Raw genomic sequence first — 14,178 nt, 5'->3', positions numbered from 1 at the left:
GGATTAAACGAACCTCCCCGATCCGTCGATAAGGGAAGAGTGGAGGAACAGGTGAAGAGTTCTGCAGATCAGGAAAACATTTCGACCCGGACCGATCGCGTGCTGGAATGCCTCCGGGAACAGGCCCTGTTGATGGACCGCCTCGCCACCGGTCAGCAGCACCTGCAGCAGGCGGTTGTCCTGAGAGACTGGGAGCGTCTGGAGTCGGTTCTGGAGGAGATGAACCTCCTGGGCGAGGCNCTCGCCGGGAAAGAGAACGAGCGGGACCAGGCGTTCCACGATCTGGCCCAGGCCTTGGGATGCAGGCGNTCCCTGTCGGCGATCCTGGCCGAACTCCCCCGGGAGACCCGGGCCGAGGTGAGCCAAGCCTACCGGGCCCTGAAAGTGGCGGTACTCCGTTTGCAGAGTCATACCGCATCGATGGACACCTACGTGCGCTCCTCCATGGCCACGAACCGGGAGGTCCTGAGAGAACTCTTCCCCGAATGGGCCGCCCCGGGCTATTCCCGTACCGGCCAGGGGAACATGGGGCCCGAAGCGGCGGGCACGGCCCTGATGGTGAACCACCACCAGTGAGGGACAGAGGAGGGAAGTAATGCAGTCTACCTTTTCCGGGCTGGAGCTGGCCAAACGGGGCATTATGGCCCACCAGAGGGCGCTCCAGACCGTGGGTCACAACCTGACCAACGCCTCCACCGAGGGCTACAGCCGCCAGCGGGTGGAATTTACGCCTACTCACCCCCTCTACAGACCCGGTCTTAACCGCGCAGAAACACCGGGCCAGATCGGTCAGGGCGTGGACATCGCCCGGGTGGAACGGGTGCGCGATGAACTCCTGGACCGGCGGATCATCACCGCTCTGGGTAACGAGTCCTACTGGACCACGCGCGAGCGCTACGTTCTGCAGCTGGAACAGGTCTATAACGAACCGGGCGACTCCTCGGTTCGCAGCCTTATGGACCGGTTCTGGGACGGGTGGCAGGAACTCTCCCTCTATCCCGATCAACGAGCCTCCCGCGAAGCCGTGCTCCAGCGAGGCGAAGCCCTGGTAGAGGGCGTTCGCAACCGGTATCAGAATCTGGACCGGATCAGAACGATGGTAGAGGAGGAGATACGGGGAGGGGTGAAGCAGATCAATACCCTGATCTCCGATATCTCCGATCTGAACAGGGAAATTGTCAAAGTCCGGGCAGCAGGCGATAATCCGAACGATCTCCTGGACCGGAGAGATCTCCTGGTGGACCGGCTGAGCGAACACCTGGACATAACCGTGGACGAACGAAACCCCGACGAATTCAGCGTCTACACCGCNGGGTACCACATCGTTCAGGGCNGGATCGCCCGACCCTTTGGCCTGGAACCGAACCGGCAGAACAGCGGCTACAGCGAGGTTGTCTGGTCCCATAGCGGCGAGGCGATCCGTTTTCGGGGAGGGTCCCTGGGGGCGCTCCAGGAACTGCGCGACGGGGATCTGCGGGAAGAAATTCAGGCCCTGGATACACTGGTGGTTAANGTGGCNGATCTGGTGAANGAGATTCACCGCGAGGGCTACGGGGTGAACGGCCGGAGCGGGGTGGATTTCTTTGTAGAACACCCCGCTGTTCTGGATGCCCAGGGGAATATTGATATCAACCAGGACGGGCAGCTCGATCACAGCTACATTTTCCGCGTGAGCGGAGCCAACTCGCTGGATCTGAAGTCCCAGATCGGCCTGGCCGGAACGCTTCGTCTCTCGGCCTCCTCAGCCGCCGGCCCCGGGGGAATTGTCGAGGTTCCCTATCGTGCCCGGGACACCGTGGAAGATGTGATCGCCCGGATCAATAATTCCGGCGCCGAGGTGACGGCCCGGCTCAACCGCCAGGGACAGCTTGAACTGAAGGGAACCGCAGCGGCTGACCGGGACACCCCCGATTTTGTCCTGCGTCACCTCGAGGACAGCGGGCAGTTTCTGACGGGCTACTCGGGCCTCCTGAGCGAGAGTGGCCCTGCCGGAGCCTTCGTCTGGAACCAGGCCGACGCCGTCCTGGGACTCCGGGGGGAAAANTCCCTGGGAGCGAGTCCCTCCTACTCTGTAGCCCCCCTGCAGAACCCCTCGGGCTGGATCGCGGTGAACCCCGAAATCCAGCGGGAACCCCTGAGCATCGCCAGCTCCCTCTCCGTAGCGGGAGAACCCGGCGAGATCGGTGACGGTCGGGCCGCCCAGGCGATCGCCCAAATACGGAACACCCCCGTTGGCATCGGCCGGGAGGAGACGCTGGACGACTACTTCGCCGATTCCGTGGCCCGGGTAGGGCTCAAGGGGGAGCGGGCCGAANTCTCCCTGCGGACCAGCGAGCGAATACGCAAGGACCTGACCGACCTGAGACAGTCCATCAGCGGGGTGAATCTGGACGAGGAGCTGGCCCAGATGATCAAGTTCCAGCACGGCTATCAGGCGGCGGCGCGGTTTATAACCACGGTGGATCGCATGCTCGACACCATCATTAACCGACTCGGATCGTAGGAGCAGAACCATGCAACGGATCAGCACCAATTTGCCGAATGATTCCATGCAGTTTTACCTGCGGGAACGGACCAGGGCAATGCAGCAGCTTCAGAATCAGGTTGCCACGCAATCGCGAATCACCAACCTGCGGGACGCGCCCCTGGCGGCAGCCCACGCCACGCGCTATCGCTCCTACACGGTGCGGCTGGAGCGGTTCGGCGAGAACATCGGCACCATCAAGGACAGAAACCAGATCGCCGAGGGCTACGTCCAGCGCTCGGTCGATCTTCTGCAGCGGGCCCGGGAACTGGCCGTTCAGGGCGCCCACGGCACCTACGCACCGGAAGATCTCCGCCACATGGGGGCCGAGATNAACGAGATCCTCCAGGAGATGGTGGAGTTGGGAAACGCCCGGGGCTCCGACGGAACGATGATCTTCTCGGGGGATCGCACAAAGCAGCAGCCCTTTCAGGCCCTGACGGGCATGGTCACCGGTGACAACCAGCGGATGATCACCGAGGTNCACTACCAGGGAACGATCACGCCCCAGTCGGCCGAGATAAGCGAAAACGTTTTCCTGGAGAGCAATTTTCCGGGAAATCGGGTCTTCTGGGCCGAGGCGCAGCAAATTCAGTCCCGTCTGGACGCGCGCCAGTACCAGGTCGATCANGACGGAACCTTCTCCGTGAACGGCGTGGAGATTACCCTTCGCGAGGGTGATACGGCCTTCTCGGTAATCCAGAAGATCAACGACGCCGGTGCCGGAGTCCGGGCGCGCCTTGACCCCGTCCACTCGAGCCTGGTGATCGANGGAACCAGTCCCCGGCAGATATGGCTCCAGGACGGGCCGGGGTCGCAGGTTCTGCAGGACCTGGGACTCGTCGGTTCCGGCGATGATCGACCCCCGGGGAACATCGCTCCCTCGGCGCGGGTCTCGGGNGGATCGGTCTTTGATTCCCTCATCGCGCTTCGGGATCAGATGATGAACGGGGATCAGGACGCTCTCGGATCCCGGGGGTTGCGGGGGATCGATAGTGCCCTGGACTCGATGTTCGGCACCCTGGGCAGGATCGGTGCCGTAAACGCCCGCCTCGAGGGTAGCTACAAGCGCAACGACATGGAAATCCTCGATGTGAAGGGCCAGGATTCCCGTCTCACCGATGTGGATTTTGCCGAGGCGATTACCGACCTGAAGATGCTGGAGATGACCCATCGCGCGGCCCTGGGGGTCTCCGCCCGGGTGATCCAGCCCACGCTGCTTGATTTTCTCCGGTAGGCTCCCGTGCCGGTGAGAGAGGTTCGATAGCGATGACCGATGTAACGATCGAGAGTAAACCCTACGGGACGGTGACGGTCCAGGAAAAACAGCTTCTCCATTTCCCGGCAGGGCTCTTCGGGTTCGAGCGGTTCCGGCGGTATGCCCTGCTCGACGCCGTTCACAAACCCTTTCTCTGGCTCCAGAGTCTGGAGGATCCGGGGCTCGCCTTTATCCTGGTGAATCCCTACCTGGTGGAGTCGGGCTACGAACTCGACATCGATCCCGAGGATCTTGCCGCCATCGGAAGCCCCGATTGCGAGGACCTTCTGGTCTTCTCGATCGTCACCATCGCCCGGGAGGGCGCGGACCGACGTGTGACCTGCAACCTCCAGGGGCCCCTCATCGTGAATCGCCGGGATCGGCTCGGGCGGCAGGCCATCTCCCTGGACTCGCGATGGGGGCTTCAGCACTCGCTCCTGGGAAAGGGGTAGAGTTGTGCTGATTCTTGCCCGCAAGACGAAAGAACGGATCATGATCGGTTCGGACATCGAGATATCGGTGGTGGAGATCCGGGGTGATCAGGTGAAGCTGGGAATCATCGCCCCCGAGTCGGTGAAGGTCTACCGCAGGGAGGTCTTCGATGCGATCCAGGCAGAAAACGAAGCGGCGGCCCGTTCGGCTCCCGACGACCTCTCGGGGCTCTCCGATCTCATTTCCCCCTGAACGTCCGGGGAAGCTCTCCGGTTCGGCCGGGACTCAGCCTGAAAAACGGGGATAGTTCTTTGCTTCNCCCACATCGCCCGCGCGGAGATAGGCCGGTCCGGCGTAGGGNTCGTCGATCAGCCCCTCCCTGAGTCGGGCTGCGCCGCAGCGGACCAGGCCGGGCAGAGCCGNTGCNCCCCGGGGGTGNCGGGCAGGGCGTTGCCGGGCCAGGAGCTCCGGNGAGAGATCCCCCGCNAGGGTTTCCGGGGCCAAAGCCCCGGNGAGTTTCCAGGTTTCGGGNTCCCTGGCGGCCACAGNCCGGGCCAGGTCGGGCGCCGGGAGATCGCTGTTATCCAGGACGCGGCGAAGCACGCCCGGGCCCTGTTGCTCAAAGATGGCTCCGTAGAGCCGGGCCTTGCGGGCGTCTATCACCGGTACCACCAGCCCCCGGAAGGAGGGGTCCGCCAGGGCCTCGCTGGTTGCCAGGGCCTCCAGCGAATCCACCGAGACCAGGGGGGCCCCTGAAGCGAGNGAGAGCCCCTTGGCNGCGGCCATTCCCACCCGGAGCCCGGTGAAGCTCCCCGGTCCGGCGGCCACCACCAGGGCATCCAGGGACGGGGCGGTCCACTCCAGCTCACAGAGGAGCTCCTCCAGAGCGGGNGTGAGGTTTTCTATGTGGCGAAACCCCGGCGGAAGTTCCCGAAACCGCAGAATTTCGTCCCCCCGGGCAGCGGCAATCCCCAGGACGGGGCCTCTCGTATCAAGAGCAATCCTTCGCATGGCCTATTCTACCGTGATTGTTCGTGTCTGGTCATGGGGGGGCGGGTCGGGAACTGAACGATCCCGGCAGGGGTCGGCCGGGGGGGGCAGGGCGATCGTCACGCGCAGCGCGGCCTCCTTCACCAGCGAGGGGGCTCGCTCGGGCCACTCCACCAGCGTCACCGACTGCTCCATGACCTCATCCAGGCCGAGCATTTCGAACTCCTCCTCCCCCGAGAGACGGTACAGGTCGATGTGGAGGAGGGGAAGGCGCCCCTGGTACTCGTGAACCAGGGAGAAGGTGGGGCTGGGCATNGGCTCCTCGATCCCCAGNGCACGCCCCANGGCGCGGGCAAAGACGCTCTTGCCCGCCCCCAGGTCACCCTGGAGGGTGATGATCATGCCCGGTTGTACCCGGGCTGCCAGATTTCGTGCTATCAGNGCCGTCTCTTCCTCGGAGCGGCTGATGTGCGTTTCCCTCATTCTCAGGGAAGCCCTCCGGCGCGGTCCAGATCGACCAGGTACTGCTTGAGGAGCCGCACCGCCGGGATCAGGGGATAGTCGGTNTTACCCAGAAAGGTCACCGATACCTGCTGGGATCCAAAGGGAGAGAGTTCCAGGGCAAANTCCACCGGGCAGGGCGATGATGCTGTCTCGCCAATTGCGATGGTAACGCGGGCGCGATACATGCGGCGATAGTCAATAGCCAGGGGAATCCGTTCGATGTTGTCGATCTCTTTTACTTCCATGCCGTTCCTAACATTATCGGGTGTTGTCCATGTGTTTTGCCACCGCCGAGGAGATCGCCGAGAAGCGAGGAAGCATCTCGTACTCCAGGAGGTCTCCCACCAGTATATAATCGGTGTTTCGGAAGGCCTTTTCCAGTTCCGCCAGAAAGTTTTGGATCGTTCCCAGGGACTCCGTCAGGGCTTCCCCCTCGATCAGTTCCTCCCGCAGGGCCGGATGGGTATCGATGATACGGGGGATGAGCCGCAGGAGGCGGCTCGCAACCTCGGTGAAGCGGGCGATGGTGTCCAGAGCCTGTTTTTCCTGGCCTGTCTGGAGCTCTCCGGGTATCTCCTCAAAGCGGGGCAACAGGGCGTCCAGCACCGCCAGGGTGCCGCCCATCTCGTGTTCCGGATCGATGAGCTCCCGCTGGCGGTGTTCAAAGAGGTTTGCCATCTCCCCTGCCCGGGCAGCCGCGCGGGCGCGNGTTTCCGCGTCGGGAAGGTCCTGGGGGATTCCCCCCAGGGGCTCTTCCAGGAGGCCCGCCAGGTCGGGGGTGATCCGGGCGATCCCCTCCACCACGAANGGGAGTTCCTCCAGAACGGCCCNCAGCTGATCATCGGAGCCCTCCGTCAGGACGCGNCGCAGGAGCGATGCGTAGGAACCGAGGGTCTCGAGCCGGGTGATCTGTTCTTCGTGGCGGCTGCTGGCGGAGATATCCACCCGGTCCACCGAGGCGACGGGTTGTTCCCTCCAGGCCGGGCTGTCATTATCCCAGGGTGAGCCGTCCACCAGGAGGCGGTCCAGGTTGTGGCTGTTCGCTGCGAGCCATCGGGTTATCTCGTCCACCACGGAACCGAGTGATTCCTCTTCTTCCAGCTGAAACTCCAGGGGTACGTCGTTTATGAAGATCTTCACGGTACCGGCTCTCCTTATGGGGTGTGGGTCTCTTGTGCGATTGTCGGGGCCGCGCTATCGTTGCCGCTGTCCGGATCCCGGCGCCGTCGGAACGGGTTGTTTCNGGGCATCACCGGTTACCCTGGTTGCCGCCAATACCGGGTAGATTATCCAGAGATCGCGACTGTTCTTCAAGCTGTTNCAGGGCCCCNTCCATGCGNCCGAACTCCCGGCGCAGGCGTTGCTCCGTGTCCTCCAGGCGGGTGTTGTAGCGGTCTATGCGCGATTCGGCCTGGGATATTCGCGTGTCCAGGCTGCTCGACCGGCCCGCCACTACGCCNCCNATGCGCACATAGGGGGTAACAAACCGTTCCAGCGAGACCGCCACGCCCGTATCGGCCGAGAGGTCTCCCGAGGTATCGCGGCCAAAGAGCCTCCCCACNGNAANGNAGTTNNGTTCCAGAGCCTGGTCCAGGGTCGCCTCGTTTATCTCCAGATAGCCCCGCATGCGGGAGGTGTCGACCCCTCCGCGACCCGAGGCGTTGGAGGAGATGCCGATCTCNGCCAGGAGGCGCAGGGCGTCATCGGTCCCGCCGTAGGCGTCCATCATGATCGTCTGAAGCCGGGTTCGNAGCTGGTTAAGGGCGCTGTCNCCCTGGAAGAGGCCCAGGCGTTCCTGCATCTGCTCCCGTTCGTCGGGGGTAAAGTAGTCTATCTGGTCGATGATCGAGGGATCGCTGCGGGTGTAGATGTTAATATCGCGGATCACCTGGTTGTAGTATCCCACGAAGTTGATGATCGCGTCCTTTGCTGATTCCCTGTCGGGGCTGACGGTGATTTCCACCGGTTCCGGCGAGGGGCGGCGGAGCGAGAGGGTCACTCCGGGAATCAGGTCGTCGATCTCGTTGGAAGGACGGGTGATCTCCACGCCGCTGTAGCGGATGCGGGCATCCCGGGCCGTCTCGATCGCGTTCGCCGCAACGGCTCCATCGCGGAGGTCCGGATCGTGGATGCGCAGGTTTTTGATCTCNAGAGCCCGATGNGTGTTTCTGTTGGCCAGGTGGAACTCCCGGGCCGTCGGGGGGAGATCTTCCGCTGGAATGGTCACCGTCTGATACTGAGGGGCCTCCGGAAGGGGGGGGAGCTCCCTCTCGGTTCCGTCGCCGATGATTGTCAGGGCCCGGTTGTCCCGCACTTCCCGGGGTGGTTCGGGAGGTTCCGGCCGGGGCAGGGCGATGCGGTCCGATTCGTTCCGGATGGTAATACCCTCCAGGGTTATGCNTCCCGGGGAGGGGAACTCCGCTCCCGGAGGGGTCGGGGGAGGGGTCCATTCTTCGCGGGGGAGATCCTCCGTGCGGACATCGTACTGCAGGACCATTCCCGGTTTCAGGCTGAACCGCTCTTCCAGGCGGATCGTCTCCTGGCCACCCGGTTCCAGNCGCAGGGGCTGACCTTCCAGAAGGAAGAGCGATCCCTCGGAGCGGGGAGGGGCAAAGAGTCCGATATCGTGGACCAGTTCCTCCGCTGCTTCGCCGAAGGAGAGGCGCGCCTCGGCTCCCTCTCCCTGGCCCTCAAAGACCAGGATTCGGGTCGAGCGGGTTTCGGGNACGATGCTGATCCGCACCACATCGGAGACCCGCCGGTTCACCTGATCGGCAAAGTCATCCAGGGATCCNCCGCCAAAACGGAAGGACCGGGTGGTCTCGCCCAGAGAGAAACGGTAGGTCCCGGGGGGGACGCGATAGTTCCGGTCGATCGAGGCCGAGGCGAAGCGGTCGCGCCCCGCCGTCTGGAGGATCGTGATCTCCTCCCGGCCCTCCCGGGCCTGGCGACTNGCGGTAACGGAGAGAACCGAGGGATCGCTGGCCTCGCCCAGGCGGTTGCGGAAGGGGTTCTCGAAGCCGTAGAGGGTCCGCGCCGCGTCACGCAGATCGGAGAGGTTGCGTCCCAGCTCTCTCCAGGTCTGGCGCTGAAGTTCGTAGGTCTTNACCTCCCGCTCCAGGCGCTCCACGGGGCGCCGCTCGAGCTTCATCAGGTCTTCCACCATCTGGGAGGTGTCCATGCCCTGTCTGTTCGAGATGCCTGGAATGGTTATGTTTGACACGTCCCCTCCCGTGCTCTGCCGAGCACCGAACTGTGCCGCCTGCNCCTGGNACCGCCCCCTCCAGGACCGGATTCTCCCTTTTCGGNGCTAGATCGTCTCGTCAAAGAGTAATCCGATCGCCTCCCGAATCCGGATGTGAACGCGCTGAAGCTCAGCCGGCGGCAACTCTCTGATTACTGTATCGGTGTTCCGGTCGATCACCTTGACGATCAGTTGCCCCAGATCCTCGTTGTAGGAGAAGTTCAGCTGTTTGTTGAAGTTGCGCGTGACGCGACGTAATTCGGCGATGCTCTTGCGAACCTCTTCCGGNGAGGGATGACGTTCCCGAAGTTCAGCGGCAACTTTTTTTGCTCTCTCCTGAGCCTCGGCAGGACTTATGCGGGGCTCGGAGCTGTGTGTTCCCTGGTGCTGGTGGAGCACCGGAGTGATTTCCATAGCCATGGGTACCTCCATGTACAAAACAGCCCGCCAGGAGGGGGGAGCGCGCGACCCCCCCCTGTGGCTGGGTGAAAGGAGACGTCCAGATCCCTCTCACCAAAATTGAACGGATTACCCGAGCAGCTGCAGCACCGACTGGGACTGCGTGTTGGCCTGAGCCAGCATGGCCGTGTTGGACTGGGTCAGGATCTGGTTACGCACGAAATCGACAACTCCGCTGGCCATATCCANGTCGCGGATCTGCGATTCCGAGGCCGCCAGGTTCTCTGCCGCAATGGCAACACCCTGCTGGGCCGTCTCAAACCGGTTCTGATAGGCTCCCAAGTCTGCTCGCTGACTGGAAACCTGGCGAAGCGCTGCGTCGATTACACCAATTGCCTGGTTCGCCGCATCGGGGGTGGAAATGCTGATGATTCCGTCTTCCCCCTGAACGTTCTGCAGCCCCAGGGCTTGAGCGGTCATGGTTCCGATAAAAACCTGCTCGCTCTGGTCCATGTTAGCCCCGATGTGGAACTGCATGACGCTACCTGTGGCGCTGTCCCGGGCGAACGACCCCGTAAGGATGTTCATCCCGTTGAACTGGGCGTGCGATGCAATGCGGTTGATCTCGTCCACCAGCTGGGAAACCTCCACCTGGATCTGCATACGATCCTCGGCGGTGTAGATACCGTTGGCAGACTGCACCGAGAGCTCCCGAAGGCGCTGAAGAATATCCTGCGATGACTGAAGGTACCCCTCGGATGTCTGAATAAAAGACACCGCGTTCTGGATATTCCGCTCGGCCTGGTTGAGCCCCCGGATCTGGCTGCGGAGCTTTTCGCTCACCGCCAGCCCGCTGGCATCGTCCCCGGCCCGGTTGATTCGCTGCCCCGAGCTCAGTTGCTCTATGGAGCGGTTCATCTCGGTTCCCCGGGAACCCAAGTTCCTGCTTGCAAACGCCGCGCTCGCGTTGTGATTGATAATCATGTGATCCTCCTTGATACAGGTTTGCCGGCATTCATTGCCGGAACCTTCCCGGTGAAGGAGGTCGGAGAAGTCGAGATGCGCGCTTTCTCCGAACCGTTCTCCTCGCACGAGGAAGGGGCCAGGTTGACTCATCCTTGAGCCAATCTGCCCCTTCCCGCTCACCGATCAAGCAGGATCAGTTTTTCAAAGATCACGGCCCGAAAAAGGCCCACTTANAAAATACTACGCTACCCCAACAATTGCAACACGGATTGTCCCTGGGTGTTCGCCTGGGCGAGCATGGCCGTGCTGGACTGGGCCAGGATCTGGTTTTTGGTGAAGTCTACAACTTCCGAAGCCATATCCACGTCCCGTATCCGCGATTCTGCCGCCTGGAGGTTCTCCGCAGCGATATCGATACCCTGGACAGCCATTTCCAGCCGATTCTGGTACGCTCCCAGATCTGCCCGTTGCTTGTTGACGTTCCGCAGGGCCGTATCCAGAAGGCCGATCGAGGCGTTGGCCGAATCGGGGCTGGAGAGGGACATCATCTCCTGGTCCTGACGCAGGCCCAGGGCTGCGGCGGTCATGGTACCGATGTAGACCCGTTCGCGCTGGTCCATGTTCGCGCCGATCTGGAAGTACATCGAGGCGGTGACCACGTTGTTTCCCGTGTCCCTGGCAAAACGTCCCGTGAGGAGGTTCATGCCGTTGAACTGGGCGTGGGAGGCGACCCGGTCGATCTCGTCGATCAGTTGGGATACCTCGACCTGGATCTGCATCCGGTCCTCGGCGGTGTAGATACCGTTGGCGGACTGAACAGCCAGTTCCCGCAGGCGCTGGAGCACGTCCTGCGATGCCTGCAGGTGCCCCTCCGTGGTCTGGATCAGCGAGATCCCGTCGGCGGCGTTCCGCGAGGCCTGGTTAAGACCGCGAATCTGGCTCCGCATCTTCTCGCTGACAGCGAGGCCACTGGCATCGTCGCCGGCGCGATTGATCCGGAGTCCCGAGCTCAGTTTCTCGATGTTCCCCTGCACGTCCTGGGTAGTGATACCCTGGCGGCGCTGGGCGAACATGGCGCTCATGTTGTGATTGATAATCATNTGTACGTCCTCCCTGAACGTTGTTTTTTCGGGCTTCCTTGCCCGGGCGTCGGGGAACGGCCTTTTTCCCGACGGTACCGATTTTTTGATCAATCGGGCTCAAGGCCGCTCCTTCGACGCCGATAATCTAGATTAGGGGAGGCCTGGCTCTTCGGGGCCAGCGAAAAACGACAGAGACTCCCCTGTTCCGTTATGTCGGCGGGGAGGGGGATAAACTTGAGGGGGGAACCCGGTTTTTTTCCGGATTTTCTGATCTCTTCCGGGGGCTCTCGGGGGAGTCACCCCGAAGGGGGGCCGCAAGGGTTATCCCGGGAGGACTATCCCAGGAGGGCCTGGTACTGAAGCGCCACGGGGTCCTCCGGTTCCAGCTCCAGAACCGTTGCAAAGTAGCGGCGCGCTTCGGGGATGTTTTCTTCCTTCAGGGCCAGGACGCCCAGGTTCGACATGATCTTGGTGTTGTCCGGTTCCCGGGTCAGTGCTTCGATCAGGAGGCGCCTGCTTTCGGCGAAATCGCCCAGCTCCATCCGGCAGATGGCGAGTTCGTTCAGGGTGTCCGCCGTGTCCCCCCCCAGGGAACGGGCCTGCTCGAAGGCTTCGGCAGCCTCGGCAAAACGGCTCAGGCGGCGCCTGCCCCAACCCAGCAGGAACCAGCCGTTCCAGGCNTGGGGATGGGCCTTGAGAAACTCCGTGACGTGATGAAGNCCCTTTTCTTCCCGCCCTGATTTTATGCACTCGAAGGCTTCCCTGAAGTGGTGGTCCGTGGTGCTCTGGGAATCGATCTCGGCAAGAATCTTGCGGACCCGGGCGATCGTCTCCTCCTCCTGGCCTCCCTCCTCGTCATCATCCTTGGCCTGACTGTACTCCAGAAAATACTCCAGACGGCGTTTTGCCTCCTCCATGCGATAGAGGCGGAGAAAGAAAAGTCCCGCGTTGAGATGNACCGAGGGAGGGAGCTCGGTGTCCCGGGAGAGCAGGTCCTGATAGATGGCGCAGGCCCGGCTTCGGCAGCTCTCGGCGTCGTTATTCTTGCCGATCTTCTGAAGCGCCTCGGCCCGCTGTTCCAGGGTGAGGGCCAGGTTCACGGGGCCCTCGATTCCGTCGGGGNCGAGTCCCGAGAGGGCGCGGAAGATCTCCTCGGCCAGGGCGAAGTTCTCGTTTCGGGCGTTGATTATGCCCGTNTCTGCCAGCTCCTCCACCAGGCGGGGTCGGACCTCCCCCAGGAAGTCCCGATAGAGNGGGGTGTCCTCGTGGTCGGGCTGGTAGGCCAGAACCTTGAGCATTCCCGCCATGATCATCTCCCAGGACAGCTCGTCGGGATTCCANGTGTCGGGGGTCCCTGCGGTCTCCACCGGGAGCAGTGCCGCCGGGTCCAGCAGGGCTTTCCCTGCGGGGCCTGTGGTCTCGGCAAAGGTCCGGGCGATCTCTTCCGGCAGGGAGATGAAGATAACGTTTTTCAGGGGGTCTGTTTCGGACGGGTCAGTGTGGCGATGTTCCATCGGGTCTGCTCCAGGGGTGTTATTGTTTTGATTCTTCCGGGCCAGGAGTCGCTGCCGGGGCAGGGGAGGTCTTGGATACGGGGCTTTTTATGAAGCGCAGGTAATCGTTGAGCCTGAGTTTGTAGGTCATGGGGATCTTTTTGTCATCGTAATGGATCGCAAAGGCCGCCAGATCGGTTCTCCCNTCCACGGGCTCAAAGCGGACGATCGTGCCGGGGATCACCACCTGTTCTTCGGGGTCCTCGAAATCCATCCTGACCAGGGCCTGGCGATTTACCAGAAACTGGGGGACGCCCTGCATGATCACCTTGGCTCCGCCGAAGGATATATCCCGGATCAGGCCCTTCCTGGGGACCTTGTCCACCTCGATCTGGGCGCCCTTGCTNCTGAGCCCCAGTTTTTTCTGGACGTCGGGGGAGATAATAATCCGCTCCTCCCGTCGCCGCTGGGATGAAATGGTAGCCGAGAGAAGGTTCCCCAGGCGTTCGATCAGATCGTCGGGGGGGCGCTGGGTATACTGAAGGGAGATGAAGCTCAGGCCCTTGGAGGGGTCTCCGTAGGGGGAAAATCCGGTGATTCGCGCCGTGACAAAGAAAGCCAGGGGGTCGGTCTTTTCCCGCTGGATAAAGCTGAACCTGAGGGAGACCATGTTCTTGGATTTGCTCAGGGCCGCCTTCAGCGAGGGCTGGAGGGTTGTGATGACCTTGGCCCTGGTCATGGAGCTGGAATAGACGATACAGGGCCACTGGTAACCCAGGCACTTGATGAAGATCTGCTTTGTGTTGAGAAAAAGGGCTTTGACGATCTCCTGGGTGAACGTCACCTCCGTGTGCTCGAACTCCTGGTAGTACCGCGTAATCTGTTGACTGGTAGTGAGCGCCATGGGTGGCTACAACGGTACGCTATTCATGGTGGGTTGTCAACTGGAATGAGGGTTCCGTGCGCGGCGGTGCCGGCTCGGGAAGGGGGTTCAGGACTCCGGGTCGGGCAGGACGTGGTCGATCGACTGAAGCAGGCGGTGGGTGATCTCCGCGATTTCGCCGGCCTCTTCGGGGGGCGCTCCCCGGGAACGGCTCCGGAAGAGTTCATCCGTGACCACCAGGGCGGCGAGGATCGATTGCTTCAGGGGGTCCCGGGTGGCAACCGTTTCCTCGATCTCCCGGAGGCGTTCCCGGTAGTAATCGAGGATCGTCTCGAGGTATTCGGGCTCCTCGTCAGACTGGATCTGAAAGGAAGTCCCCAGCAAGTCGATCCTCATCATCGCA

Annotated in this window: 16 protein-coding genes; 5 read left to right on the top strand and 11 right to left on the bottom strand. The window is 62.3% G+C overall.

Features of this window, described 5'->3' with window-relative positions; all coding sequences use genetic code 11:
• Positions 1–39: 39 nt before the first annotated feature.
• The 5 genes from flgN to csrA all read left to right on the top strand — a co-directional run bounded on the left by flgN (position 40) and on the right by csrA (position 4,466).
• Entirely contained in the window at positions 40–576 is a 537-nt protein-coding gene (flgN, locus tag B071_RS0104395; RefSeq protein WP_018525894.1) for a flagellar export chaperone FlgN, read from the top strand.
• Positions 577–595: 19 nt separating this feature from the next.
• Positions 596–2,503, top strand: a complete 1,908-nt coding sequence (flgK, locus tag B071_RS0104390; protein WP_018525893.1) for a flagellar hook-associated protein FlgK — start codon at positions 596–598, stop codon at positions 2,501–2,503.
• Positions 2,504–2,513: 10 nt separating this feature from the next.
• Positions 2,514–3,761 carry a flagellar hook-associated protein 3 gene (locus tag B071_RS0104385; RefSeq protein WP_026244974.1) on the top strand — a complete coding sequence of 416 codons (1,248 nt, stop codon included), beginning with the start codon at positions 2,514–2,516 and terminating at the stop codon, positions 3,759–3,761.
• Positions 3,762–3,793: 32 nt separating this feature from the next.
• Positions 3,794–4,234: a flagellar assembly protein FliW gene (gene fliW / locus B071_RS0104380; protein ID WP_018525891.1), complete on the top strand. Its 441-nt coding sequence runs from the start codon at positions 3,794–3,796 to the stop codon at positions 4,232–4,234.
• 4 nt (positions 4,235–4,238) lie between these two features.
• Complete coding sequence (gene csrA, locus B071_RS0104375; RefSeq protein WP_018525890.1) at positions 4,239–4,466, top strand: carbon storage regulator CsrA; 228 nt, start codon at positions 4,239–4,241, stop codon at positions 4,464–4,466.
• Positions 4,467–4,499: 33 nt separating this feature from the next.
• Here the strand turns inward: csrA and tsaB are convergent, their stop codons facing one another.
• The 11 genes from tsaB to B071_RS0104320 form a co-directional block, all read right to left on the bottom strand.
• On the bottom strand, positions 4,500–5,225 hold the full coding sequence (gene tsaB / locus B071_RS18240; RefSeq protein WP_018525889.1) for a tRNA (adenosine(37)-N6)-threonylcarbamoyltransferase complex dimerization subunit type 1 TsaB: 726 nt from the start codon (positions 5,223–5,225) through the stop codon (positions 4,500–4,502).
• A 3-nt stretch (positions 5,226–5,228) separates the two neighbouring features.
• On the bottom strand, positions 5,229–5,687 hold the full coding sequence (tsaE, locus tag B071_RS15910; RefSeq protein ID WP_018525888.1) for a tRNA (adenosine(37)-N6)-threonylcarbamoyltransferase complex ATPase subunit type 1 TsaE: 459 nt from the start codon (positions 5,685–5,687) through the stop codon (positions 5,229–5,231).
• 2 nt (positions 5,688–5,689) lie between these two features.
• Entirely contained in the window at positions 5,690–5,953 is a 264-nt protein-coding gene (locus tag B071_RS20580; protein WP_018525887.1) for a hypothetical protein, read from the bottom strand.
• A 13-nt stretch (positions 5,954–5,966) separates the two neighbouring features.
• Positions 5,967–6,848, bottom strand: coding sequence for a DUF8042 domain-containing protein (locus tag B071_RS20575; protein WP_018525886.1), 882 nt, complete (start codon positions 6,846–6,848; stop codon positions 5,967–5,969).
• A 109-nt stretch (positions 6,849–6,957) separates the two neighbouring features.
• Positions 6,958–8,931, bottom strand: a complete 1,974-nt coding sequence (fliD, locus tag B071_RS0104350; protein ID WP_018525885.1) for a flagellar filament capping protein FliD — start codon at positions 8,929–8,931, stop codon at positions 6,958–6,960.
• A gap of 87 nt (positions 8,932–9,018) precedes the next feature.
• A complete protein-coding gene (locus tag B071_RS0104345) occupies positions 9,019–9,366 on the bottom strand; it encodes a flagellar protein FlaG (RefSeq protein WP_438829565.1) in 348 nt (115 codons plus the stop codon).
• A gap of 114 nt (positions 9,367–9,480) precedes the next feature.
• Positions 9,481–10,335 (bottom strand): flagellin N-terminal helical domain-containing protein, encoded by an 855-nt coding sequence (locus B071_RS0104340; RefSeq protein WP_026244972.1) that lies wholly within the window; start codon positions 10,333–10,335, stop codon positions 9,481–9,483.
• A 227-nt stretch (positions 10,336–10,562) separates the two neighbouring features.
• The gene (locus B071_RS0104335) at positions 10,563–11,417 is read right to left on the bottom strand and encodes a flagellin N-terminal helical domain-containing protein (protein ID WP_018525882.1); all 855 of its coding nucleotides are present in this window, start codon (positions 11,415–11,417) and stop codon (positions 10,563–10,565) included.
• A gap of 317 nt (positions 11,418–11,734) precedes the next feature.
• A complete protein-coding gene (locus tag B071_RS20450; RefSeq protein ID WP_438829564.1) occupies positions 11,735–12,316 on the bottom strand; it encodes a tetratricopeptide repeat protein in 582 nt (193 codons plus the stop codon).
• A gap of 616 nt (positions 12,317–12,932) precedes the next feature.
• Positions 12,933–13,796 (bottom strand): PilZ domain-containing protein, encoded by an 864-nt coding sequence (locus B071_RS0104325; RefSeq protein WP_018525880.1) that lies wholly within the window; start codon positions 13,794–13,796, stop codon positions 12,933–12,935.
• Between the two features lie 87 nt (positions 13,797–13,883).
• Positions 13,884–14,174: a cell division protein ZapA gene (locus tag B071_RS0104320; protein WP_018525879.1), complete on the bottom strand. Its 291-nt coding sequence runs from the start codon at positions 14,172–14,174 to the stop codon at positions 13,884–13,886.
• Positions 14,175–14,178 lie beyond the last annotated feature (4 nt).

The sequence above is a fragment of the Alkalispirochaeta alkalica DSM 8900 genome (assembly GCF_000373545.1).
In the GTDB taxonomy this organism is placed as follows: Bacteria; Spirochaetota; Spirochaetia; order DSM-27196; family Alkalispirochaetaceae; genus Alkalispirochaeta; species Alkalispirochaeta alkalica.
The sequence above is the reverse complement of the archived record's forward strand: the minus strand, read 5'-3'. Positions and strand labels throughout refer to the sequence as shown.